20 protein-coding genes and 1 tRNA gene are annotated in these 23,116 nt (G+C 74.6%); 14 read left to right on the top strand and 7 right to left on the bottom strand.

What is annotated here, in order from left to right; all coding sequences use genetic code 11:
* Nucleotides 1-154: 154 nt before the first annotated feature.
* The 4 genes from ACFWTC_RS35835 to ACFWTC_RS35820 all read right to left on the bottom strand — a co-directional run bounded on the left by ACFWTC_RS35835 (nucleotide 155) and on the right by ACFWTC_RS35820 (nucleotide 4,466).
* On the bottom strand, nucleotides 155-1,438 hold the full coding sequence (locus tag ACFWTC_RS35835; RefSeq protein ID WP_384075012.1) for a hypothetical protein: 1,284 nt from the start codon (nucleotides 1,436-1,438) through the stop codon (nucleotides 155-157).
* A gap of 352 nt (nucleotides 1,439-1,790) precedes the next feature.
* Nucleotides 1,791-2,975 (bottom strand): S8 family peptidase, encoded by a 1,185-nt coding sequence (locus ACFWTC_RS35830; RefSeq protein ID WP_383917252.1) that lies wholly within the window; start codon nucleotides 2,973-2,975, stop codon nucleotides 1,791-1,793.
* A gap of 102 nt (nucleotides 2,976-3,077) precedes the next feature.
* The gene (locus tag ACFWTC_RS35825; protein WP_383917255.1) at nucleotides 3,078-3,491 is read right to left on the bottom strand and encodes a GNAT family N-acetyltransferase; all 414 of its coding nucleotides are present in this window, start codon (nucleotides 3,489-3,491) and stop codon (nucleotides 3,078-3,080) included.
* Between the two features lie 210 nt (nucleotides 3,492-3,701).
* Nucleotides 3,702-4,466 carry a 4'-phosphopantetheinyl transferase family protein gene (locus ACFWTC_RS35820; protein WP_383917259.1) on the bottom strand — a complete coding sequence of 255 codons (765 nt, stop codon included), beginning with the start codon at nucleotides 4,464-4,466 and terminating at the stop codon, nucleotides 3,702-3,704.
* Between the two features lie 78 nt (nucleotides 4,467-4,544).
* Between ACFWTC_RS35820 and ACFWTC_RS35815 the strand changes: the two genes are divergently transcribed.
* Nucleotides 4,545-5,417: an alpha/beta fold hydrolase gene (locus tag ACFWTC_RS35815; protein ID WP_383917262.1), complete on the top strand. Its 873-nt coding sequence runs from the start codon at nucleotides 4,545-4,547 to the stop codon at nucleotides 5,415-5,417.
* 240 nt (nucleotides 5,418-5,657) lie between these two features.
* Here the strand turns inward: ACFWTC_RS35815 and ACFWTC_RS35810 are convergent, their stop codons facing one another.
* Nucleotides 5,658-6,206 (bottom strand): hypothetical protein, encoded by a 549-nt coding sequence (locus tag ACFWTC_RS35810; RefSeq protein ID WP_383917264.1) that lies wholly within the window; start codon nucleotides 6,204-6,206, stop codon nucleotides 5,658-5,660.
* 197 nt (nucleotides 6,207-6,403) lie between these two features.
* On the opposite strand from ACFWTC_RS35810, the gene ACFWTC_RS35805 reads away from it, so the two are divergent.
* The gene (locus ACFWTC_RS35805; RefSeq protein WP_383917267.1) at nucleotides 6,404-6,868 is read left to right on the top strand and encodes a phospholipase; all 465 of its coding nucleotides are present in this window, start codon (nucleotides 6,404-6,406) and stop codon (nucleotides 6,866-6,868) included.
* Nucleotides 6,869-7,361: 493 nt separating this feature from the next.
* Here ACFWTC_RS35805 and ACFWTC_RS35800 read toward each other — a convergent pair.
* A tRNA-Arg gene (locus tag ACFWTC_RS35800) sits at nucleotides 7,362-7,437 on the bottom strand.
* A 333-nt stretch (nucleotides 7,438-7,770) separates the two neighbouring features.
* On the opposite strand from ACFWTC_RS35800, the gene ACFWTC_RS35795 reads away from it, so the two are divergent.
* The 11 genes from ACFWTC_RS35795 (at nucleotide 7,771) to ACFWTC_RS35745 (ending at nucleotide 21,425) form a co-directional block, all read left to right on the top strand.
* Entirely contained in the window at nucleotides 7,771-9,387 is a 1,617-nt protein-coding gene (locus ACFWTC_RS35795) for a dynamin family protein (protein WP_384028040.1), read from the top strand.
* Between the two features lie 4 nt (nucleotides 9,388-9,391).
* The gene (locus ACFWTC_RS35790; RefSeq protein ID WP_383917273.1) at nucleotides 9,392-11,242 is read left to right on the top strand and encodes a GTPase; all 1,851 of its coding nucleotides are present in this window, start codon (nucleotides 9,392-9,394) and stop codon (nucleotides 11,240-11,242) included.
* 97 nt (nucleotides 11,243-11,339) lie between these two features.
* Nucleotides 11,340-11,747 (top strand): single-stranded DNA-binding protein, encoded by a 408-nt coding sequence (locus tag ACFWTC_RS35785; protein ID WP_383917276.1) that lies wholly within the window; start codon nucleotides 11,340-11,342, stop codon nucleotides 11,745-11,747.
* A gap of 170 nt (nucleotides 11,748-11,917) precedes the next feature.
* The gene (locus ACFWTC_RS35780; protein WP_383917279.1) at nucleotides 11,918-13,237 is read left to right on the top strand and encodes a thioester domain-containing protein; all 1,320 of its coding nucleotides are present in this window, start codon (nucleotides 11,918-11,920) and stop codon (nucleotides 13,235-13,237) included.
* Nucleotides 13,238-13,382: 145 nt separating this feature from the next.
* Nucleotides 13,383-14,864: a bifunctional phosphatase PAP2/diacylglycerol kinase family protein gene (locus ACFWTC_RS35775; protein WP_383917282.1), complete on the top strand. Its 1,482-nt coding sequence runs from the start codon at nucleotides 13,383-13,385 to the stop codon at nucleotides 14,862-14,864.
* Between the two features lie 79 nt (nucleotides 14,865-14,943).
* Nucleotides 14,944-15,903, top strand: a complete 960-nt coding sequence (locus tag ACFWTC_RS35770; protein WP_384028039.1) for an ALF repeat-containing protein — start codon at nucleotides 14,944-14,946, stop codon at nucleotides 15,901-15,903.
* Nucleotides 15,904-16,061: 158 nt separating this feature from the next.
* Complete coding sequence (locus ACFWTC_RS35765; RefSeq protein WP_384028038.1) at nucleotides 16,062-16,598, top strand: hypothetical protein; 537 nt, start codon at nucleotides 16,062-16,064, stop codon at nucleotides 16,596-16,598.
* Between the two features lie 245 nt (nucleotides 16,599-16,843).
* Nucleotides 16,844-18,322 (top strand): hypothetical protein, encoded by a 1,479-nt coding sequence (locus ACFWTC_RS35760; protein ID WP_383917291.1) that lies wholly within the window; start codon nucleotides 16,844-16,846, stop codon nucleotides 18,320-18,322.
* Nucleotides 18,323-18,553: 231 nt separating this feature from the next.
* On the top strand, nucleotides 18,554-20,218 hold the full coding sequence (gene ettA / locus ACFWTC_RS35755) for an energy-dependent translational throttle protein EttA (RefSeq protein WP_383917293.1): 1,665 nt from the start codon (nucleotides 18,554-18,556) through the stop codon (nucleotides 20,216-20,218).
* A gap of 11 nt (nucleotides 20,219-20,229) precedes the next feature.
* Nucleotides 20,230-20,694, top strand: coding sequence for an acyl-CoA thioesterase (locus ACFWTC_RS35750; protein WP_383917296.1), 465 nt, complete (start codon nucleotides 20,230-20,232; stop codon nucleotides 20,692-20,694).
* Entirely contained in the window at nucleotides 20,691-21,425 is a 735-nt protein-coding gene (locus ACFWTC_RS35745; protein WP_383917298.1) for a hypothetical protein, read from the top strand. The genes ACFWTC_RS35750 and ACFWTC_RS35745 overlap by 4 nt, the downstream gene beginning before the upstream one ends.
* Before the next feature lie 29 nt (nucleotides 21,426-21,454).
* Here the strand turns inward: ACFWTC_RS35745 and ACFWTC_RS35740 are convergent, their stop codons facing one another.
* On the bottom strand, nucleotides 21,455-21,859 hold the full coding sequence (locus tag ACFWTC_RS35740; RefSeq protein WP_383917301.1) for a globin: 405 nt from the start codon (nucleotides 21,857-21,859) through the stop codon (nucleotides 21,455-21,457).
* Between the two features lie 115 nt (nucleotides 21,860-21,974).
* Here ACFWTC_RS35740 and ACFWTC_RS35735 point away from each other — a divergent pair, with 115 nt between their 5' ends.
* Nucleotides 21,975-22,967, top strand: coding sequence for a methyltransferase domain-containing protein (locus tag ACFWTC_RS35735; RefSeq protein ID WP_384028037.1), 993 nt, complete (start codon nucleotides 21,975-21,977; stop codon nucleotides 22,965-22,967).
* The last annotated feature ends 149 nt before the right edge of the window (nucleotides 22,968-23,116 follow it).

Genomic DNA, 23,116 nt, shown 5'->3' with positions numbered 1-23,116 from the left:
TTTTTTTTTTTGTTTTGTTGGGGGGGGCCCCCCGGCGGGGGGGGGGGGGGGGGGGGGGGGGGGGGGGGGGGGGCCGCCCCGGGGGGGGGGGGGCCCCGGGGGGGGGCCCCCCCCCCCCCCCCCCCACCACCCTGGAGCGAGCGGGCCGTACGGGTCAGGCGATGGAGAAGGTGACCACCGACTGGTAGGTGTCGGCGAACATGAACGGCGGGAGCTGGATCATCCCCGCGCCGCCGACGGCGAACTCGCCACCCGTCAGCTCGTCCCCGCCGGCCGCCTGGGAGGCGATCTTCATCGGCGTGTCGGAGATAGCGCCCGGCGTACCGGCCGAGCAGGTGCTCGGGCTGTCCGCGTTGGTCACGGTGCAGGACGGCTGGATGCCGAGCTGCGCCTTGGTCATCGAGTGGCCCGTGGTCTCGTTCAGGAACGGGGTACGGGTCGCCGTGACGTCCCAGCCGAGGGTGCCGCCGCGGAAGTCCTGGACGGACATCGCGGTGAACTGGCCCACGACCGACTGCGACTTGCCGTTGATGGTCACCTTGCCGAAGTCGACGGCCGGATTGCCGCCCTGCGGACCGATGGCCAGCGGACCGGGCAGGACCTCGACGTCGACGGGGTTCTTCACGCCGGGCTGATCCTCGACGAAGACGAAGTCCTTGTACGGCTTGATCGCGCCGTCGATGCGGATCTTGTCGGCCTTCTTGGTGATGGTGACGCCGCAGTCCGCGACGCCGTTCGCCGCGGCCGTGCCGGTGCCGGTGTCACCGGTGGGGACGTCGTTCAGGAGGGCGGAACAGGTGACCGCCCCGGGGGCGAAGTTGGCGCCGGTGACGGCGACCGCGGTGCCGGCCTTGCCGCTGTTGGGCGTCAGCTTGGTGGTGATCGGGTCCTTGGGCAGGGCCTCCACGGCGACGGAACCGAGGGAGGCGCTCGGCCGGGGAGCCGGGGTGCACGTCGTGGTGAAGACGGAACCGGAGAGGTCCGCGTCCGTCACCGCCAGGTCGAGGGCCACGTTGACGGTGGTGCCCTCGGTGCCGTCCGGGATCTTGACGGTTCCGGAGAACGCCTTGGGGTCGAGCGGCTGCCCGGCCACGACGCTGACGGTCTCGGGCGGGCTGGTGACCACCTGGGTGGTCGCCCCGACCTTGAGGGTGATCTTGGAGGTGTTCACCGTCGTGACGGAGAAGCCGGGGATCAGCGGGCTCGCGCCCGGATCGATGGTGATCGGGACGACGTCGCCGGCCTTGGCGCCGTCGGGCAGCGTCACCGTGAAGTTCTGATTGCCGGAGCCGTCCGGCTGCGGCGCCGGGGCGTCGCAGTTCTCGAAGACGGCGGTGGTCTTGGTCGCGGCCTGCGCCGAGCCCGCGAGGCCCACCACCCCACCCGTCAGGGCCAGGGATAGGGCTCCCGCCCCGGCCAGCACTCTTCGTCTGAGCATTCTCGTACTCACTGGGTCGCGACTCCTTCGTCATGACGAACCCCTCCCCCCACCCGCTGTGTGGGGGAGGCCGAGCCGGTGCGGTGGCCGACATTGACGCGTCGCGGTGATGAGAAGTCAATGGCTTGCTTTCGCCCGAAGGGCACACACATTGATGTCCCATCAGGTCGGGTCCGGCGGAGGAGTTCCCGCGGGAGGGCGTGGAGGCAGCGGTTCCGGCCGGTGGGGCGATCCGGACCGCTGGAAACGGCCAGGTGCGGCCGGCCCGGCCCGATCGGCCCGATCGGCCCGGTGCCGGCCCGGTGGGTCTGCCCGGCCGGCCTTCGGCCCGGCGGCCGGGGCCCCCGTGGGGTCAGCGGTCGGTCGGCGTGTGCAGCAGCAGGTTCGGCGTGCCGGCCGGCAGGGCGGTGATCCGGTCGGAGACGGCACTCCGCAGGAGGGCGCGGGAGACCTCCGCCGGGGTGCGCGCCGTACCGTCCGCCAGGACCAGCGCCGCGACGCCCGCCACGTGCGGGGCGGCCATGGACGTGCCCGAGGCGCGGGCCGTGGCGCCGGTGGACCCCTTCCAGGCCGAGACCACGCCCACCCCCGGCGCCGAGAGGTCCACGCAGGGACCGTAATTGGAGAACCCCGCGCGCCGGTCCGCGGCGTCGGTCGCGCCGACGGTGACGGCCTGCGGGACCCGGGCCGGGGAGCCGGCGCAGGCGTCCTCGCCCCCGTTCCCGGCGGCCGCGGTGAAGGTGATCCCGGCGGCGACGGCCCGCGTCACCGCGGCGTCGAGGGCGTAGCTGGGAGTGCCGCCCATGCTCATGTTCGCCACCGCCGGGGTGGCCGGCGCGGTAGCGGCGTCCCTCACCAGCCACTCCAGACCGCGCAGGATGCCCGACAACCGCCCGGATCCCCGGCAGTTCGCCACCTTCACCCCGACCAGCGAGACGCCCTTGGCGACCCCGTACGTCGTGCCGCCCACGGCCGCCGCGACGTGCGTGCCGTGGCCGTTGCAGTCGCCGGAAGTCTCCAGCCACACCGCGTTGTAACCGTTCCGGGCCCGGCCGCCGAACTCCTGGTGACGGACGTTGATCCCCGTGTCCACGACGTAGACGGTGACGCCCCCGGCCTTGGAGGCGTACGTGTACGCACCGTCGAGCGGCAGCTCGCGCTGGTCGATCCGGTCCAGCGGCCAGGGGGCCAGCGGCTGGGTGTCGGCGGTGCGGAACTCCGCGTCCGGCTCCACGGAGGCCACCCGCGGATCGGCGGCGAGGGCCGCGGCCCGGGCGGCGGTGGTGCGGACGGCGAAGCCGTTCAGGGCGGTGTCGTAGACGGACCCGACCGCGTCACCGGACTCGGCCGCCTCGGCCGCCAGGGCACGGGTCGGCGCGCGGGGGGTGGTGTCCTTGAGGACGACGACGTAGGGGGCGGTGGGAGCGCCGCCGGAGGCGGCTCCGGCGGCCTGCGGGGGCGCGGCGGCCGTGGTGAGCGCGGCGAGGAGGGCGGCGGCGGCCGGGAGGAGCACGGTCGGTGACGTCAGTGCGGTCATGCGGCCGATGCTCGGCGAACGGGGGAGCGGGCGCGCGGAGGGTGCGCCGAGTGGGCGCACGACACGCCGCCGGGAGGGCTACTGCCAGGGGTCCGGGGGCGGTTACGGGGCCAGCGGCCAGCCGCGCACCGTGAAGACGCCCTCGTCGATCCCGCCGGCGGAGCCGTAGGTGGCCAGGGCGGCCTCGTTGTCGGTGTCCACGCCCACCCACATGCCGTAGCAGCCGCGGGCCCGTGCCTCCTCGGCCAGGGCCAGGGTCAGGGCGCGCCCGATTCCGCCGCGCCGGTGGTGCTCGTCCACGGAGAGCTCGTACAGGCACATCTCGGTGCCCTTGTCGGGATGGGTCATCTCGACGCCGGAGACCATGCCCGCGGGCACGCCGTCGACGTAGGCGATCAGCATCACGTGGCCCGGGGCCGCGAGGAAGCGCTCCGACCAGTCCGTGCGGGCGGGACCGTCGAAGAGGGCCTCGGCGGCGGTGAGCTCGGCGGGGGCGAGGGCACGGCGGATGTCCATGGGGGGTGACGATAATGGCCGTATGGCACAGGGGTAGTTGAATTTCGGCGCGGCATGGCGGACGGCCCCGGCGGCGGTACGGAGGTCACTCGCGCTCGCCTACGAGGCGCTGACGGCGGCCGGCCTGGCGGTGGGGCGGTGCTGAAGGACGCGGCGGGCACGGTGCTGTGCGAGGGGCGCAACGAGGCGTACGAGTACCGCGGGACCCGTCTAGGCGGGGTGGTCGCCGACGCCGGACCCGGACCCGGCTGCGACGCCGTCGGCGGCGGCGCCGCCCGGGGTGGCGACGGCCACGGCCGCCGCGTAACCCGCCGGGGCGGCCAGGTCCGTCAGGGTCCAGCCGGGCAGGGGCGCCGGGGCAGGGGCGGAGCCGATGTACGGGTCGACCAGCCCGAGTGCCAGGCCCGCACCGGTGCCCTTGAGGTAGGCCTCCTTGCGGGACCAGAGCCGGGCGAAGGCGATCTCCCGGGCCGACCCGGGGAGCGCGGCCAGTTCGGCGGTCTCCGTCGGGTGCAGGCTGTTCACCACGCTGGCCAGCGTCTTCGCGTCCGGCACCTGCTCCACGTCGATGCCGACCGGCAGCCGGGCGAAGGCGTAGTAGGCCAGGTCACCGCTGTGCGAGAGGGAGAAGTGCACCGCGCCCCCGGCCACGGCGGGACGCCCGTGGGGGCCGCCGCAGCACGGGCAGTCCTCCCGGACCAGCCCGACCTGTTCCGGCGCAAGCCCCAGGTAGCCGCCGAGCAACACCCGGAGCCCCAGGTGGGAGGTGACGTAGCGGAGCCGGTCCCCGGGGCGCACCAGCCGGGCGGCCCGGTCCCGTTCGCCCGCGTCCAGGATTTCGCCCGCCCGGTCGACCGGGCGGCCGGCGACCTGGGCGAGCGTGGTGTCCAGGGACCACACGGCCACGGCGCGGCCCCGGGGGAGCCCCCCGATCTGGGGCGCGTCACTGCCGAGTTGGTTCACGTGCTCGATCACCTGACGAGGGTAGTCCAGGAGGCGGCGGGGGCGGCTGGCTACCCTCGTTCCTTTCGGACACACAGGGGGAGCGCCATCGTGCAGAGCGCCGTGGTCACAGCGGAAGGCGACCGCATCCGCTGGGTCGAGCTGCCCGGAACGGAACCGGCCCGCGTGTACCTGCACGGGCTCGGCGCCACCTCGGCCGCCTACTTCGCGGCGGCCGCCGTGCACCCGCTGCTCGCGGGCCACCGGTCGCTGCTGGTCGACTTGCTGGGGCACGGGCACAGCGACCGGCCCGAAGGCTTCGCCTACACGCTCGAAGGGCATGCCGACTCCCTGGCGGCCGCCCTCGCGGAGGCCTCGGTCGAGGGCGCCGAGGTGATCGCGCACAGCATGGGCGGCGCCGTCGCCATCGTGCTCACCGCCCGGCACCCCAGCCTGGTCTCCCGGCTGGTGCTCGTCGACGCCAACCTCGACCCGCTGCCGCCGACCCCGGGCGCGGCGGGGAGTAGCGGGATCGCCGCGTACACCGAGGCGGAGTTCCTGGCCGACGGCTGGGCCGAGGTGAGGGACCGGGCAGGCGCCCACTGGTGGGCCACGATGCGGCTGGCCGGGCGGACGGCCTTGTACCGCAGCGCCGTTGGCCTCGTCACCGGCACGGTTCCCACCATGCGGGAGCTGCTCCTGGAGCTGAAGGTCCCGCGCAGCTACCTGCTGCCCGAGGCCGACGGCCCGCTCCCGGGCGCCGACGCCCTGGAGGCTGCGGGGGTCGCGGTGGTGGCCGTGGCCGACTGCGGGCACAACATCATGCTCGACAACCCGGACGGCTTCGCCCGCGCCACCGCGACGGCACTGGTCGACGCCTGCCCCCCGCGCCACCGTGACGGCACCGCCCCGCGCCCGAGGTCCCGCTCCACCGCCCGAGGCCCTGCACCCCGAACCTGCCCTGGCCCCTGCACCGGTACGTGACGCCGCGCACCCGCCGCACCGAAGCCTGTCCGAGGTCCTGCCCGGAGCCTGCGCGGCCCCCGCACCCGTGCCTGCCCCCACACCCGCCGCCCGCGCCTGCGGCCCCCGCGCCCGAGCCCGTACCCGCCCAGCGGCAGAGAGGCCGGCGACGGGCCGCGGGCGTGAACGGGACCCGCACTGCCCACCGGTGGACGGCAGACGACAGGCGACGGTCGACGGACGGTCGACGGCGGTTCCGTTCTAGCGGCGCGGGTGCACGGCCCACGTCCCGCCTGGCGCACCGGCGGAGGCGCCGGCCTGGGCCTTCACTCCGGGGGAGAGCGTGCCGTCGGTCCAGGCATAGACCCGCTTGCCGCGCACGGCGACCTGGTACTGACGCAGGTCCCGGCACTCGGGCCGCGCCTCGGCCCGTATACCGTCCGGCCACCACCGGGCCGCCAGATCGGGGTCCTGGACCTTCCCGGGCGCGCCCGAGGCGCACTGCGGGCCGTCCAGCGGGGTCTTGCCGAGCGTGAACCGGATCAGGCGGGTCTCGCCGGTGGTGCGCACCTTCATCCGTACGTGCGTGGCGTCCTTGGGTATCCAGGACGGCAGGTCGAACTCCTTCTCCTTCCGGCCCCGCTGCCCGGGGGCGTCCGCCGCGGTCGCGAACTGCCTGCCCCTCTCGTGGAACACACGGTCGTTGACGACGTCGGTCACGGGGTTGGGCGGGAGGTTGGGCAGCGCGAAGGCGCCGGTGGCGAGGACTCCCACGGTGGCGGCGGCGATGACGAGCGGACGGCGGTTCATGCCCTCCAGTCTCGGCGGGCCACCCCGTCCCGCGCGTCCCTCCCCAGGACGAATCCCAACTCTGCCGAAAGTCTCACACGCGTCATACCTGAGAGCTGCGGCCACCGGCCGGCCGGTGCAGTAACCCCCCGGTCCCGACGGCAGTTGGCGGGGTGCGGACCACCTCCCCGCCCCGCCCTCCTGCTCGAGGAATGCCCATGCGCCGCCGTCGCCTCGTCCCTGCTCTCGCCTCGGCTGCCACGGCCGCGCTCCTCGCCTTCGCCCCGCCCGCGTCGGCTGCCGCGGCCGTCCCCGCGGACAAACCCCTGGTGCTCGACCGCTGGACGCAGACCGGCGCCGCCAGCTACGGGGCGTGGTCCGAGGCGCGCGCGCAACAATCCGCCTGGGCCGCGTACGGATTCGACTGGTCCACGGACCTCTGCACGTCCTCCCCGGACAACCCCCTCGGCTTCCCGTTCGGCGACGCCTGCGCCCGCCACGACTTCGGTTACCGCAACCACAAGGCGGCGGGCCTGTTCCCGGAGGCCAAGGCCCGTCTGGACCAGGCGTTCCACGCCGACCTCACCCGGGTCTGCGCCCGCTACTCGGGCACCCGCAAGGGCTCCTGCGACGGCACGGCGTGGACCTACTACCAGGCCGTCAGGCTCTTCGGCATCTCCTAGCCGAACACCGCGCCCCGCGCCGAGCAACCCCAGGCAATCCCCGACGTGGAGCCGTGGAACCGGGCACCCGCCCGCCCCGGCCAACCCCCTGACGCTCCGTCCGCCGGCCCGCCGGCGGGACCGCCCGGAGCCCGCCCCGGCGAACTGGCCGAATGACGGGGTCCCGGTCGCGCCGATCCCCGGCCGGTCGGGGAACGGAGTTCCCGCCCCACCATCCGCTATGCCCGATGTGTCCCATAGGGGCCCGCCGGTCCGGCGCGGCGGCGCGAGGGTGGCGGGGGTGTGTCCCGGGGTATCGGAGGCGGGCTCAACGCCACCGCGAACTCCCTCGCACGCGCACCGGGACCGGCCGCCGGATTCCGGTGGCCGCCGGGCGGACCCGGCCCCGCCGGGCGACCCCCGGGGCTTACGGCGGTGCTACGCGGATCCCGCTAGGGTGCCTCTGACCTGCACGAAAGCCCTCCCGGAGGGAGGGCTTCGAGGGGTGGAGCCGTGGTGCCCCCGGCAGGACTCGAACCTGCGGCCAAGTGCTTAGAAGGCACCTGCTCTATCCACTGAGCTACGGGGGCCGGAAGGTGGCCGTGGTGGGCCTGGAGCCCCTGGTGGGGGTGGGACTGCGGTCCGTGCCGGGTCAAGGATAGGGCTCCGGTTGCCTTGTCCCGGTTGCTTCACCCGCGTGCCACGATGTGGAGGTTCGGTGAAGCGGTCCCGATAATCGCAGGCAGGTGCGATTCTCGCATCGCTTTTGCGCCGCGGCGCCCCGGGTGTTGTGCACTCGTTATGCCTGCGCCCCACTCGTCCGTCGTGTCCCGTGATGTCCCTTCGGGGTAGCGGTCGGCGCGCAGAGGACGTATAAGCTTCAAAAATGGTCCCAAATTGGGCATTCTTCACATGTGGTGACCTTGGATGTTCGGCCTCAGCTGCTCGATGCCCTGTCCGCCCTGCGCGACCGGGTCGCGTCCGTGCGTCTGCCGCTGCCCCTGCCCGGCGCTCCACGCGCCCGCCAGACCAGAGCCGAGCTGCTCGCGCAGCTCGACGACTACCTCGTACCCCGGCTGAAGGCGCCCGAGGCGCCGCTGCTCGCCGTTGTCGGCGGGTCCACCGGGGCCGGCAAGTCCACCCTCGTCAACTCCCTCGTCGGACGGCAGGTCAGCGAAGCCGGCGTGCTGCGCCCGACCACGCGCACACCGGTGCTCGTCTGCCACCCGGATGACCACCACTGGTTCGCCGGGATGCGGATCCTCCCCGACCTGATGCGGGTCTGGGTCCCGCACGGGGAGGAGGAGGCCGTCCCGGTGGGCGCGTCCCGGCTCCCCGACCGCGGCCGGAGGGACACCCACGCGACCCGCGAGATGCGGGTCGAGACCATCTCCAGCCTCCCCCGCGGCCTCGCCATCCTCGACGCCCCCGACATCGACTCCCTCGTCGTCGAGAACCGCACGCTCGCCGCCGAACTCATCTGCGCCGCGGACGTCTGGGTGATGGTCACCACCGCCTCGCGGTACGCCGACGCCGTCCCCTGGCACCTGCTGCGCACCGCCAAGCAGTACAAGGCCACCCTCGTCACGGTCCTCGACCGCGTCCCGCACCAGGTGCTCGTCGAGGTCTCCCGGCAGTACGGGGCCCTGCTCACGCGGGCCGGGCTGGGCGACGTACCGAGGTTCACTGTGCCGGAACTGCCCGAGTCGGCCGGCGGGGGCGGGCTGCTGCCGGCCAGCGCCGTCGCGCCGCTGTACGCCTGGCTCGCCCACCACGCGCAGGACCCGGCCGCCCGGCAGTACGCCGTCGGGCGGACCGCGCTCGGCGCGCTGGACTCCCTCGCGCGGCGGATGCCGGAGCTCGCCTCGGCGGTCGCCGCCCAGCACGCCGCCGCCGTACGGCTGACCTCGGCCGTGGAGGACGCGTACAGGCGGGAGGGCAAGCGGGTGCGCAACCGCCTCGACCGCGGCGCCGTACTGGCCGGGGACGCGCTGACCCGGTGGCGCGGCTACCCGCTCGACACGAGCGCCGACGAACTCCTCGACTCGCTCGCCGAGTCGCTCACCGCCCTGCTCCAGTGCGCCGTCGCCGCCGCCGACGAGCGGATCGCCGACGCCTGGCGGCGCGAGCCGGCCGCCGGAGCGGTACCGCTGCCCGCGCCCGACCGGGAGGCGGGGGAGCGGATCGGCATGGCCGTACGGCGCTGGCGGCGCGTCCTGGAGGAACTCGCCGAGGAGGAGGTGGCACGGCTCGACAAGCAGCCGTCCCCCGACCCCGACGCCGTCGCAGCCCTCCTCGTCGCCGCCCTCCTCGGCGGCAAGCGGGCCCGGCCCGCGGGGGAGAAGCTCGCCGAACGCATCGGCGTACAGGCCGCCGTACGGCTGCGCGACCGGGGCGGGGAGCTGGTCGGCGACCACCTCGACCAGGTGCTGCGCGCCGAACGTGACCGGCGGCTCGCCCCGCTGGAGGCGCTCGAAGTGACCCCGGAACCACAGGCCGAGCTGATCGCCGCGCTGTCCGTACTGCAGAAGGAGAGGTGACGCGGTGACCGCCCTGACCGACCGGACCGACGACCGCTGGGACGACGGACTCATCGCCCGCTCGCGCCCCCGACCGGTGGACCGGCCGGAGAACGGCTCCGAACCGGGCGACGGGACCGACGAGGGCGACGACGCGCTCGTACGGGCCGTCTCCGGCGCCGGCAGCGACGGCGGCAAGGCACCCTCGCCCCCGCTCAGCCCCGAGGGGCAGGCGCTGCGGCTGCGCCTCGACGCGTTGCGCCAGCTGGTCGGACTGTCCCGGACCCGGCTCGACGGCAAGACCCTCGCCGAGGCCGGCCGGGTGCTGGACGAGGCAGCCGCACGGCGCGGCCTCTCACCGCAGCACACGGTCGTCGCGATCGCCGGAGCCACCGGAAGCGGCAAGTCCACCCTCTTCAACTCACTCGCCGGAGTGCAGATCTCCGAGACGGGGCTGCGCCGGCCGACGACCGCCGCGCCCATCGCGTGCAGCTGGTCGGACGGCGCGGCGGGCCTGCTCGACCGGCTGGAGATCCCCGGGCGGCTGCGGCGCCGGCCCCGCGAGACCTCGGAGGCCGAGGCGCTGCGCGGCATGGTCCTCGTCGACCTGCCCGACCTGGACTCGGCGGTCGGCGCCCACCGCGACCACGTGGACCGGGTGCTGGCACTGGTCGACGCGGTGGTGTGGGTGGTGGACCCGGAGAAGTACGCGGACGCCGTCCTGCACGAGCGCTACCTGCGGCCGCTGGCCGGGCACGCGGAGGTCACCTTCGTGGTGCTGAACCAGGTGGACCGGCTGCCCGGGGAGTCCGCCGACCTCGTCCTGGACGACCTGCGCCGCCTCCTCGACGAGGACGGCATCGCACTCGGTGAACACGACGAGCCCGGCGCCACGGTCCTCGGCCTGTCCGCGCTGACCGGCGAGGGCGTCGGGGAACTGCGCGAGCTCCTCGGACAGTTCACCCAGGAGAAGGGCGCCGCGACCCGGCGCATCTCCGCCGACGTCGACCGTGCGGCCGTGCGCCTGCGCCCGCTGTACGTCGCCGACGGGCACCCCGGGCCCGAGATCGGCGAGACGGCCCGCGCCGAGTTCGAGGACCGGCTCGCCGAGGCGGTCGGCGCGTACGCGGCAGGGCTCGCGGCCGAGCGCGCCTGGCGGCGCAACGCCGGAAAGGCGTGCGGGACCCCGTGGCTGCGGCTGTGGCGCTGGTACGAGGGCCGCCGCGCCCCGCGGACCCTGGCGGGCCTGGCCGCCCTCGCGGCGATCGGCGGCAGGGGCACGGTGACCCCGGAGGCGCCGGCCGAGGAGGAGGTGACCGCACGCCAGCGCGTGGAGCAGGCCGTACGGGTCGTCGCCGACGAGGCGGTCACGGGCCTGCCGGACCCGTGGGCGCAGGCGGTGCGCGAGACGGCGGTGCGCGGCGCCGAGCACCTGCCGGAGGCGCTGGACGAGATCGCCGTGACCCTCGGGGCGGCGCTCGCGGTACCCGGCGTGAAGCCGCCGAGGCCCCAGTGGTGGCCGGCGGCCGTGCTGGGGCAGGCGGCCATGACGCTCCTGCAGATCTTCGGCGGGCTGTGGCTGGCCGGGCAGATCGTCGGGGTCCTGGAGCCGCGGCTGATGCCGCCGGTGCTGCTGATGGTGGCCGGCATCATCGGCGGACCGCTGGTGGAGTGGGCCTGCTCCATCGCCGCCCGCGGTCCGGCCCGGCGGTACGGGCAGGACGCGGAGCGCAGGCTGCGGCAGGCGGCGGCCGGCTGCGGCCGGGCCCGGGTGCTGGAGCCGGTGGCGGCGGAACTGCTGCGCTACCGGGAGGTGCGCGAGCAGTACGCGACGGTGGCCGCAGGGGGGAGCCGGTTGTCCACAACCCGTCAGTAGTCCACAGGCTCCGGCAGGACGCGGCGGCCGCCCCCAGGATGGTTCCACCCCGTGCGGACGGTCCGTGCGGCGGGGAACGCGGGGGAGGGCGGCCGGGATGAACGACACCCTGGTGACGCTGGTGGGCCACGTGGCCACGCAGATCGACTACAAGGAGACGCCGAACGGCCCGTCGGCGAGGTTCCGCTTCGCGGTGACGCCGCGGTACTTCGACCGGCGCAAGGAGGTCTGGGCCGACGGGGCCACCAGCTTCTACACCGTGTGGGCGCGGCGGACGCTCGCCCTGAACCTCGCCGGGTCGGTGTCGGTCGGTGAACCGCTGGTGGTGCACGGCAGGCTGAGGGTCCGGGAGGACCCGCCCGACGGCGAGGGCAACCGCTGGTTCTCGGTGGACATCGAGGCGACCGCCGTCGGACACGACCTGAACCGCGGTACCGCCGCGTTCCGCAGGGTCGTCACGACGGACACGCCCCTGATGGTCGATCAGAGGGCGGCGGTGGGCTGAGTGTTCGAGGTGGATAGGATTCCCCGGTACTCACGGGCACCTGGGCCTTCGGCCCGAAGGGGAAGACTGTGTCGATTGCCGTTCCCGCATCCTCCGCTCCCGATTCCGCTCCTTCACGTCCCGGCGGTCTTCCACCTGCCGGCGCTCCTGCCGGTTCTGCTGCCTGCTCCGTGGTCGTCTCCGCGACCGGCGCGGCGCGGCCCGGCGCCCGGCGTTCGCTGGCGGTGGCCCTGCTGGCCGCGGCCCTCGCCGGCGCCCCCGCCGCGCAGGCGGCCGCCGACTCCGGTCCGGTGGGCTCCCGGACACCGGAGGGCGCGAGCGCCGTCCTGGACGGGCTGAAGACGTACGGCCAGGCGGTCCTGCACTCCGGGGACGGATCGGTGCGTCGGATCCCGGCCGGGCTCTACGAGATGCGGGTCGACGGCGGCGGCATGCTCCAGACGTACGGGGTCGGGGTCGAGGGCAACGCACAGCCCCAGGCCCGGTACACCGAGAGCGGCTGGAGCGGCAGCCCGCTGGCGGCCAAGGGCGAGGCGGGCCGGATCCGCTGGGTCCTGGAGCACTCCTACCCGCAGCTGAACGACCTGGCCGGGCTCGCCAAGGCCGCCGGAGCCGCGGGGCTCACCGCGGAGAGCGCCGCGGCCGGGACCCAGGTGGCGATCTGGCGCCTGGCCGACGGCGCCCGGGTGGAGGCCGCGGACCCGGAGGCCGAGAAGCTGGCCGACTACCTCCAGCGGGCGGCGGGCCGGCTGCCGGAGCCGCCCGCCTCGCTGGCGCTGGACCCGGGCGACGTCACCGGGCCGGTGGGCACGCGGCTCGGCCCGGTGACCGTGCGGACCGGGGCGCGCAGCGTGTCGGTCATCCCGGACGCGGCGGCCTTGGAGATGGGGGTGCGGGTGGTGGACGCCGAGGGGAAGCCGCTGGAGACCGCCGCCAACGGGACCCGGCTCTACTTCGAGGTGCCCGCGGGCACCCCCGACGGGTTCGCCTCGGTCACGGTGCAGGGCGCGACCAAGGTTCCGGTCGGGCGGGTCTTCACCAGCGGGGTGCCGGCGCAGGCGCAGATCGTGGCCGGCTCCAGCGAGTCGGCGGCGAGGGCGACGGCCTCGGCGATGTGGCCGGCCGTCCCGGCGGCCGACCCGGCCGCGGCGGGAACCACGGCCGCCACGACCTCCGGCACGGGCTCCGGGACGGACGCGGGGGGCGCGACTGCCGGAGCGGCCACCGGGGCGACCGCCGGAACCGTCTCCGGCGCGATCGCCGGCACGGGCTCCGGGCCGTCGGCGATGACCCTGGGCACGCAGTCGGCCGCCCTCTCGCCGGACTCCCCGGACTCCCCGGACTCCCCGGACGGGGAGCGGCTGGCCGCCAGCGGGAGCTCGGCGGCGACCCCGGTCATCGCCTCCCTGGCGGTGGGGCTGGTGGTCCTCGGCGGCCTGGTCGTCCTGGTGCTCCGCAAGCGCCCGCTGGAGGGCGAGGACCAGGGCTGACCCGGCTCCGTCGGCCCCCACCGCCCCTGCGGCAGGCGCCCACCGCCCCCGCAGTCAGCCCCTCGTCGCCCCGCGGGGCGGCCGGGGTCCGGTCTGCCACCTGTCCGGCCGATTTCGGACCGCCGACCGGGGGTAGAGGCGAGAAATGGTTGATCAGGAGCTGACCTGGCAAGGCGCGGTCGCACGGTGGGACCGCGGACTGTTCGACATGGTGGCCCGGCGGCACTGGCCCGGCGCCGACCGGGTGCTGCCGAGACTCGGGCGGGCCGCGAACCACGGGGTGCTGTGGGGCGGGACCGCCGCGGCCATCGCCGTGTTCGGGTCGGCCGGAGCGCGCAAGGCCGCCGTGCGGGGGATGGCCTCGCTGGCACTGGCCTCCGCGACCATCAACACCGTCGGTAAGTGGTCCGTACGCCGAGCCCGGCCGCGGCTGGACGGCGTGCCCGTCGTACGGCAGCTGTCGACGCAGCCGCAGACGACATCGTTCCCCTCCGGGCACTCGGCGTCCGCCTTCGCCTTCGCCGCCGGGCTGGCCCTGGAGTCCCCCGGCTGGGGCGCGGTGGTGGCCCCGGTCGCGGCTTCGGTGGCGTTCTCCCGGGTGTACACGGGGGTGCACTACCCCTCCGACGTCGTCGCGGGCGCGGCGCTGGGAGTGGCCGCGGGGTTCGTCGTACGGCGGCTCGCGCGGGACGCGCAGGAGGCCCGGGTCGTGCCGGGTGAGGAACGGACCGCCGCCGGGGCGCCGGCCCTGCCCGACGGGGAGGGGCTCACGGTGGTGGTCAACACCGGTTCGGGCACGGCCGCCGGCGCGGGGCTCGACGTGCTGCGCTCCCGGCTCCCCAAGGCCGAGCTGGTGGAGTGCGGCGGCGCCGAGCTGGCCGCCGAGCTGGCCGCGGCGGCCTCCCGGGCCACCGTGCTCGGGGTCTGCGGTGGCGACGGCACCATCAACGCCGCCGCCTCCGCCGCCCTGCGGGCCGGGGTACCGCTGGCGGTGTTCCCGGGCGGCACCCTCAACCACTTCGCGCTCGACCTCGGCCTCGCCGGAGCCGCGGACACCTGCCGCGCGGTCGCTGCGGGCGAGGCCGTGCACATCGGGGTGGGCCGGTTCACCCCGGGGCCCGGGGGCGGCGAGTCCGGCTACTTCCTGAACAACTTCAGCATCGGCGCGTACCCCGAACTGCTCGGCCACCGCCTCCGGTGGGGTCCGCGGATCGGCGGCGGCCCGGCCGCGCTGCTGGCGGCCTGGAAGGTGCTGCGCTCCCAGCGGCCCGTACGGCTGCGGCTGGCCGGACGGCCCCGGAGCGTGTGGCTGCTCTTCGCCGGCAACGGCACCTACCACGGCACCGGTCCCACGCCGCGCCGCCGCGACAACCTCGGCGAGGGCCTCCTCGACCTCCGCCTCGTGTACGGCGGCGGCCGGCCCGGGCCGCGCCTGCTGGCCGCGGCGTTCGCGGGCCCGCTGAGCCGATCTCCCGTCCACACGGCGACCCGGCTGCGCAGCCTGCGCATCGGGGACATCCCCTCCGGCACCCCGCTGGCGTACGACGGGGAGTACGCGGAGGCGCCCGCCGCGATGGTGCTGGAGGAGCTCCCGGACGCGCTCACGGTGTACCGGCCGCGGACGTGACTCCTCTGTTTGAACCTGTTCGATTCCGGGTGGCAAAGCGTCTACAGTGACCCCGAAATCAAGATCTTCAGAGCTTGTCATGCCGAAATGCAGGGGTCTGTCGGTGAAGCTGTCCCGGATCGCGGCAGTGGTCGTCGCTGCCGCCGTTGCTCCGGCCGTACTGCTCGCGTCGCCGGCCTCCGCCGCTGACGCCGCCTCCTTCTCGGGAGCGGGAGCGGGGGCGCCGTCGTCGCCGTCCGCTCCTGCCCAGGCTCCGGCCGGAGCTGCCGAGGGCGCCCCGGTGGAGAAGCCGGCCGCGGAAGCCGCTGAGGCCGCGGAGCAGTCGGGCGAGCAGTTCGACGACAGGCCTGGTGACACGTCCGGCGACACGCCCGCCGAGAAGTCCGGCGCCAAGTCCGGTGACGAGCCTGGTGACGAGCCCGAGGGCAAGCCGGGTGACAAGCCCGGTGACGCGTCCGGCCGCGAGGACGATCCGATGGTGGCGGACCGCATGGCCATCCTGCGGCTCATGGCGGCCGCCGAACCGGGATCGCTCGTCCGGGAGGCCGGCAAGGCCATCGACGGCGGCCCGGCCGCGACGCGCCCCTTCCTGGAGACCGGCCAGCACGTGGCCCGCGCCTCCGACGACAGCGTCCTGCTCGCCCGGATCGCCGAGGGCGAGCAGGGCTGGGCCGTGGGCGACGCGGGGGAGGCACTGCTGTTCCGCAGCGCCTCCCCCGCCGAGATGCGCCGGTTCCCCACCGGCACGACCACGACGGGGACCACCGGCTCCGGCACTGGCACTGGCACCGGCACTGGCACCGGCACCGGCACGCAGCAGGTCGTCAGCTCCGGCACCGGCTCCGGCACCGTCAGCACCACGGCCATCACCACCGGCAACGGCAGCGTGACCGCCCTGGGCGGCCGGGGCAGCTCCCTGGCCTCCACCGGCGCCGACGCCACGACCACCTGGGCCGCCACCGGCGCGGGTACCGCACTCGTGGCCGGCGCGGGCCTCGTGCTCGCCACCCGCCTGCGTCGCCAGGGTTCCGGCGCCTGACGCACCCCGCACTCCGCGCCGTGGCGCCGCCGCCCACCGGCAGCGCCCCCACGGGCACGTCCGCCCGTACGGCCCCCGGCGAGAGGGCCCCAGCGACACCGCGGGTCCCCCTGCCGCCCCTGTCCACCCGTCGGCGCGAGAAGAACGGTCACCCGGAGATGGACTCGACGGAATTTCGACTGCAGGGCCCGGACCACTACGTCCGCATGGCGGACCTGCTGCCGCTGATCCCCGACAACGACTGGATCTGGAGCGTCCTGGAAGTCGACGGGATCTGGAGCGTCCCCGCCGGGGACCGAACGAGCGGCATACCAGGCGACCTGAGCGCCGAGGCGTTCGAGGACCTGGTGCAGGCGAGCCCGACCGGTTTCGTCCTCGGCTGGTCCGAGCTGCGGGCCTTCGCCGCGGACCTCGAACAGAACCACTGGCTCACCGTCGTCGCGGTGCGCTCGGCCGACGACCTGGTCGGCGCCGAACTCCGGGCGGAGGACTACTCCCGATGTCTCGTGCTGCTGGAGGCGTTCGACAGCGGGTCGTGGACGGTCGCCGCCCGACCGGGAGCGACCGGACATCACGACATCGTGGCCGCGGCCCGGGCGCGGTACGGCGGTCAGGAGGCGGCCCGCGGGCCGTCCGGGGGCCCTCCGAGGGCATCCGGCGGGCGTACGGACGGTCCGGACGACGGTCGGCGGTGACCAGGGGGTGAGACTCGGGGCCGGTCTCGCCCCAGCTCAGGGGGTCTGACCTACCCGTTCCCCCGTAGCTATGGACGGTCGGCAAGACGGGGGCCGTCGGACCGCCAAGGCCAGGGCGTGTCTTTCGGATCCTGCCGGGCCAGCGCTGCCCGGTCCCGTGCCCCGTTGCTCCGCGCGCGGGACGTGGCGCCCCGTCGCCGGACCGTCGGCGGGCCGGCGGGGGCCGGATGGGGCAGCGTGGGCGCATGGCTTCCGGAACGCGTCCTCTCGCCGTGGTGGCCTGCCTCTTCACGGCGGTGCAGCTCCTGCTCGTGGTCCCCGGGTCCGGTATCGGGTGGGACGAGGCGGTCTACGCCAGCCAGGTCAGCCCGTACGTACCGGCCGCCTTCTTCAGCGCCCCGCGTGCCCGCGGGATCACCTTCCTGGCCGCCCCCGCCGCCGCGCTCAGCCAGGACCCGATCGCCCTGCGGGTGTGGTTCGCGCTGCTCTCCGGGGGCGCGCTCTTCGGGTCGTTCCGGGTCTGGCTGACGATCCTGCGGCCCGCGGTCGTGGTGACGGCGGCCGGGCTGTTCGCGAGCCTGTGGATCACCCTGCTCTACGGCCCGCAGGCCATGCCCAACCTGTGGGTGGCCTACGGGGCCGTCGTGGCGGTCGCCTGCTTCCTGCTGCCGCCCTCGCGCCGCACGCACACGGGCCTCGCCGCCGCCCTGGCCCTGGTCGCGCTCATGCGCCCCTCCGACGCGCTCTGGCTGGCCCTGCCCCTTGCGGCGGCCGCGCTCGCCGCCCGCACACCGGTCCGGCTGCTCCCGCTCGCCGCCGGGGTCGGGCTGGGCGCGCTGCCGTGGGTGGTGGAGGCGTACCTGCGCTACGGCGGGCTCGCGGCCCGACTGTACCGGGCGGGGGAGATCCAGGGCGGTTTCAGCGGGCAGTTCGCCTTCGGCGCCCAGCTGCGGGCCATGTCCGGCCGTACGCTGTGCCGCCCGTGCAGCGACGTGGCGTGGGGCCGTCCCGAGCTCGCCCTGTGGTGGTTCGCGCTGCCGGTGGCCGTCGCGGCCGGGATCGCCGTCGCTCGCGGCCGCCGCCGGCCGCTGGTGCTGGCCACCGCGGCGGCCGTCTCCGTATCGGTGCCGTACCTGTTCCTCATCGGGTACGCGGCGCCCCGCTTCCTGCTGCCGGCGTACGCGCTGCTCGCCCTGCCCGCGGCGCAGGCCCTCGTGCACGCCGCCCGGACCTGGCCCCGGCCCGCCGCGGCCACCCTCGCCGTCGCCCTGGCCGGGCACCTCGCCGTCCAGTACGCGGTGCTCCACCGGGCGGCGGACCGCTACCGGGACGTGCGCACGGCGTACGCCCGCACCGCCGCGGAGCTGCACCGGCACGGCGTACGCCCGCCCTGCACGGTCAGCGGCCACGAGGCGGTCCGCGTGGCCTACGCGCTGGGCTGCTCCTCGCGGCAGGTCGGCGGCCACGACGGGAGCATCGACACCGACGGGCTCCGGGCGATGGCCTGCGGCCGGCCGGTGGTGCTGCTGATGTCCGGCGGCGCACCGCCTCCGGCGTTCGCCCGCGCATGGCGTCCCCACGGCCTGAGCCCGCTCCCGGGAACCCGCTCCCTGCACGCCTACCTGCCCCCGGCCTGCGCCGGCCCGGGCGACCGGGTCAACGGGGGCGACCGGGGCCGGCATGACCCGGGTGACCCGGCCCTGATCCGCCGGGACGAGCCTTAGGGCCTTTCACCTGCGAGAGCGGCCCCCACAGCGACTACCGCCGGGCCGTCCCTGGGCCGTCAGAGGGGGCCCAGGGATGGCCAACGACGACCAACGACGGCCACGACCGTCAGGTCCCCTCCGGCCGGTGCCCAGGTCAGGGCGCCGGGACCATACGCGTTTCCCCCGGGGGATGGACGTCAGGCAAGATGGGGTGTATCTGCCCACCATCGATCTGCCGGACGGTTTCTCTTGGCTGAGTTCATCTACACCATGCGCAAGACGCGCAAGGCGCACGGCGACAAGGTGATTCTTGATGACGTCACCCTGAACTTCCTGCCCGGCGCGAAGATCGGTGTGGTCGGCCCGAACGGTGCCGGTAAGTCCACCGTTCTTAAGATCATGGCGGGCCTGGAGCAGCCGTCCAACGGCGAGGCGTACCTCTCGCCCGGCTTCACCGTCGGCATCCTCATGCAGGAGCCCAAGCTCGACGAGTCGAAGACCGTCCTGGAGAACGTCCAGGACGGCGCCGCCGACACCATGAAGAAGCTGCACCGCTTCAACGAGGTCGCCGAGCTGATGGCGACCGACTACACGGACGCCCTCCTCGACGAGATGGGCAAGCTCCAGGAAGACCTGGACCACTCCAACGCCTGGGACCTCGACGCCCAGCTGGAGCAGGCCATGGACGCCCTGGGCTGCCCGCCCGGCGACTGGCCCGTCACCAACCTCTCCGGTGGCGAGAAGCGCCGCGTCGCGCTCTGCAAGCTGCTGATCGAGGCCCCGGACCTGCTCCTCCTCGACGAGCCCACCAACCACCTCGACGCCGAGTCGGTGAACTGGCTGGAGCAGCACCTCTCGCAGTACAAGGGCGCCGTCGTGGCCGTCACCCACGACCGGTACTTCCTGAACAACGTCGCCGAGTGGATCCTCGAGCTCGACCGCGGCCGCGCGCACCCCTACGAGGGCAACTACTCCACCTACCTGGAGAAGAAGGCCACCCGTCTGAAGGTCGAAGGCCGCAAGGACGAGAAGCGCCAGAAGCGCCTCAAGGAAGAGCTGGAGTGGGTCCGCTCCAACGCAAAGGGCCGCCAGACCAAGTCCAAGGCACGCCTCGCCCGCTACGAGGAGATGGCCGCCGAGGCGGACAAGATGCGGAAGCTGGACTTCGAGGAGATCCAGATCCCGCCGGGCCCGCGTCTGGGCTCGATCGTGGTCGAGGTCAACAACCTCTCCAAGGCGTTCGGTGACAAGGTCCTGGTCGACGACCTGTCCTTCACGCTGCCGCGCAACGGCATCGTGGGCATCATCGGCCCGAACGGCGCCGGCAAGACCACGCTCTTCAAGATGCTCCTGGGCCTGGAGGAGCCGGACGCCGGCTCCGTCAAGGTCGGCGAGACCGTCAAGATCTCCTACGTCGACCAGAGCCGCGCCAACATCGACCCCAAGAAGTCCCTGTGGGCCGTCGTGTCGGACGAGCTGGACTACATCAACGTCGGCCAGGTCGAGATGCCTTCGCGCGCGTACGTCAGCGCCTTCGGCTTCAAGGGCCCGGACCAGCAGAAGGCCGCCGGCATCCTGTCCGGTGGTGAGCGCAACCGCCTCAACCTGGCGCTGACGCTCAAGGAGGGCGGCAACCTGCTGCTCCTCGACGAGCCCACCAACGACCTCGACGTCGAGACCCTGTCCTCGCTCGAGAACGCGCTCCTCGAATTCCCCGGTGCGGCCGTGGTCATCTCCCATGACCGCTGGTTCCTCGACCGGGTCGCCACGCACATCCTGGCGTACGAGGGCGAGTCCAAGTGGTACTGGTTCGAGGGCAACTTCGAGTCGTACGAGAAGAACAAGGTCGAGCGCCTCGGTGCGGACGCGACCCGCCCGCACCGCGCCACCTACAAGAAGCTGACCCGAGGCTGAGGTCGAAGACCATGGCCAGACACCACTACCGGTGCCCCCTCCGCTGGGCGGACATGGATGCCTTCGGGCACGTCAACAACGTCGTCTTCCTCCGCTACCTGGAGGAGGCGCGCATCGACTTCATGTTCCGCCTGGCGCCGGGGGAGGGCAGTGAGTCCTTCACGGGCGGCTCCGTCGTGGCCCGTCACGAGATCGACTACAAGCTCCCCCTCGTGCACCGCCACGAGCCGGTGCTCATCGAGTCCTGGGTGACCCGGATTGGCGCCGCGTCCCTGACCATCCGCTACGAGGTCAAGGACGAGGCGACCGACGAGCGGCCCGAGACGGTCTACGTGCGCGCCGAGACCGTGGTCGTGCCGTACAACCTCGCCGAGGGGCGGCCCCGCCGCATCACGGCCGAGGAGAAGCTCTTCCTGGAGGAGTACCTCGACCAGCCCGAGGCGCCGAAGCGTTCCGAAGGGCGCCTCGCGGCATGAGCGAGCAGCTGCGCTTCGCCGATCCCGGGGAGGCGGCGGACCTCGCCGCCTTCCTGGGCCGGCTGGTGCACTACGACCGCGCCGCCGCGGTCCGCCTCCAGGCGGGCGGCGGCGCGGTCGCCGTCTTCGGGCGGCCGCCCTCCTTCGAGGTGCTGGCCGTCCGCACGGTCCGGCTCGCCGGGCCCGTCGCCACGACGCTGGACGTGACCGTGTCCGCCGGCGAGCTGCTGGAGTACGTGGACGAGGCCTCCGCCTCGGCCGCGGTGCCCGGGCCGGTCACCGGACCGCCCTGGACCGGGGTGCTCCCGCCCCGCGGCGGCTGGCGGCGGCTGGACGGGCTGCCCGGCCCCGAGGCCGTACGGGCGGCCGTGGCGGCCGCCGTCGCCGAGTTCCGCACCCGGGACGCGGCGCTGCCCCCGCAGCACCGGACCCGGTCCGAGCGCGACCGCATCGGCCGCGAGATCTGGTCCCGCCCGCTGGGCGACACCGAGCTCCCGATGCGCGCCGCGCACGCCGCGCAGGCGCTGGGCTTCCTGCGGGCGGTACGGGTTCCGGTGCCCGCCCCCGCGTCCGGTCCGGCCGCCGTGCCCGGGTACGTGCCCCCGCCCGCCCCGGTGGCGCTGCTCGCCGCGGGGAACTGGCTGCGGCTGCGGACTCCGTACGGCTCCGTCGCCCTGCGCCGCCCCGGCGTCACGGGCGGCCTCGGCGCGCTCGGGGTACGGCCGGTCTAGCCGGTCCCCGGGCTCCCGTACGGAGTGCCTCAGTCGGCGGTGTTGATCATCGACGCGGCCGCGTAGGTCAGGTACTTCCACAGCTGCGCCTCGTGTTCCGGCGCCAGCCCCAGCTCGTCCAGCGCGACCCGCATGTGCTTCAGCCAGGCGTCGTGCGCCGCCGCGTCCACCTGGAACGGCGCGTGCCGCATCCGCAGGCGCGGGTGCCCCCGGTGCTGGCTGTAGGTGGTCGGACCGCCCCAGTACTGCATCAGGAACAGGGCGAACCGCTCCTCGGCGGGCCCCAGGTCCTCCTCCGGGTACATCGGGCGCAGCAGCGGGTCCTCCGCGACCCCCTGGTAGAAGCGCCGGACGAGACGGCGGAAGGTCTCCTCGCCGCCGACCTGCTCGTAAAAGGTCTGCTCCTGAAGCGTGCCCCGCGGAATCTCATTCACCCGACCATCGTCTCAGACGCCCGGACGGAGGACCCGGGTCCCAGGACCTTCCGACGGGAACCCGAGGAGCCTGCGAGCGGTCGCACGCCGGCGCCCCGCGCAGGACAGTGGAGGCATGGCCGCACACACCGCAGGCACCGGGGCCCGCGATCTGCGGGAAGCCGCGCACGCCGCCCAGGTCCGCGAGCTGGCCGCCGCCGGGGCGCTGGACGATCCGCACTGGCGGGCGGCGTTCACCGCGGTGCCCCGGCACGTGTTCGTCCCCTACTTCTGGACCGGCCGCGGCGCGGGCCACGAACGCCTCTGGTCCGAGGACCCCGACCCCGAGCGCCGGGCCCGCTGGCTGCGCGGGGTCTACGCCGACGCCCCGCTGGCGACCCGGCTGCGCGACGGCGAGCTGCTCTCCTCCAGCAGCCAGCCCTCCCTGATGGCGAGGATGCTGGAGGCCCTCGGGGTGCGCGACGGCGACCACGTGCTGGAGATCGGCGCGGGCACCGGCTACAACGCCGCCCTGCTCTGCCACCGGCTCGGCCAGGACCTCGTGACCACCGTGGACCTCGACGAGGAGATCACCGAGTCCGCGCGCGCCCACCTGGCCCGGCTCGGCTACCGGCCCGCCGTCGTCACCGGCGACGGGGCCCGCGGATGCCCCTCCCGGGCCCCGTTCGACCGGATCATGGCCACCTGCACGCTCCCGCTGGTCCCGTACGCCTGGCTCGGCCAGTGCCGGCCGGGGGCGCGGATCCTGGCTCCGCTGTCGACCGGCCTGATCGCGCTCACGGTCCGCGACGCGGACTTCGCCGAGGGCGGCTTCCTGCGGACCGCGGCCTACTTCGTCCCGCTGCGCGGCGCCACGGCGGCGCCGGCCGGGCGGGCCGGGACCTCGTACGGGGACCCGTACGACCTCGTGGACAACGAGCGGTTCCAGTTCCTGCTGGTGCTGACGGCGGGCGTGCTGCACCCCCGCGAGGCCCTGGACCTGTGGCGCCGCGAGGACCGCCCGGCCCGCGAACGCTTCGGCGTCACGGTCACCGCCGAGGGCCAGTGGTCCTGGCTCGACGACCCCGGAGGCCCGTACGTGTGGCCCCTGGGCGAGTCGGTGCACTGAAGGGCGCCCTGCCCCCGTGACGTGCGGCGCAGTCGCGGCCCGACGCAATGGACGGCTAAGACCGACCGGCATTAGGCGTCCGAGAGGTGGGGCGGGCACCAGCGGGCATGGGTCCGCGTGCTCATTGAGTTCTCTACGCTCAGTCGTCA

This window comes from Streptomyces sp. NPDC058619 (assembly GCF_042717785.1).
Taxonomy (GTDB): Bacteria; Actinomycetota; Actinomycetes; order Streptomycetales; family Streptomycetaceae; genus Streptomyces.
This window is presented reverse-complemented; position numbering and strand designations above follow the sequence as displayed.

Bases quoted from the DNA above. Each gene is read 5' to 3' on its own strand.
- ACFWTC_RS35825 (WP_383917255.1), bottom strand. From the start codon at position 3,491: ATGGACATCCGCCGTGCCCTCGCCCCCGCCGAGCTCACCGCCGCCGAG.
- ACFWTC_RS35785 (WP_383917276.1), top strand. From the start codon at position 11,340: ATGAACGACACCCTGGTGACGCTGGTGGGCCACGTGGCCACGCAGATC.
- ACFWTC_RS35745 (WP_383917298.1), top strand. From the start codon at position 20,691: ATGAGCGAGCAGCTGCGCTTCGCCGATCCCGGGGAGGCGGCGGACCTC.
- ACFWTC_RS35750 (WP_383917296.1), top strand. From the start codon at position 20,230: ATGGCCAGACACCACTACCGGTGCCCCCTCCGCTGGGCGGACATGGAT.
- ACFWTC_RS35760 (WP_383917291.1), top strand. From the start codon at position 16,844: ATGGCTTCCGGAACGCGTCCTCTCGCCGTGGTGGCCTGCCTCTTCACG.
- ACFWTC_RS35805 (WP_383917267.1), top strand. From the start codon at position 6,404: ATGCGCCGCCGTCGCCTCGTCCCTGCTCTCGCCTCGGCTGCCACGGCC.
- ACFWTC_RS35835 (WP_384075012.1), bottom strand. From the start codon at position 1,438: ATGCTCAGACGAAGAGTGCTGGCCGGGGCGGGAGCCCTATCCCTGGCC.
- ACFWTC_RS35765 (WP_384028038.1), top strand. From the start codon at position 16,062: ATGGACTCGACGGAATTTCGACTGCAGGGCCCGGACCACTACGTCCGC.
- ACFWTC_RS35775 (WP_383917282.1), top strand. From the start codon at position 13,383: ATGGTTGATCAGGAGCTGACCTGGCAAGGCGCGGTCGCACGGTGGGAC.
- ACFWTC_RS35830 (WP_383917252.1), bottom strand. From the start codon at position 2,975: ATGACCGCACTGACGTCACCGACCGTGCTCCTCCCGGCCGCCGCCGCC.
- ACFWTC_RS35770 (WP_384028039.1), top strand. From the start codon at position 14,944: ATGCCGAAATGCAGGGGTCTGTCGGTGAAGCTGTCCCGGATCGCGGCA.
- ACFWTC_RS35810 (WP_383917264.1), bottom strand. From the start codon at position 6,206: ATGAACCGCCGTCCGCTCGTCATCGCCGCCGCCACCGTGGGAGTCCTC.
- ACFWTC_RS35735 (WP_384028037.1), top strand. From the start codon at position 21,975: ATGGCCGCACACACCGCAGGCACCGGGGCCCGCGATCTGCGGGAAGCC.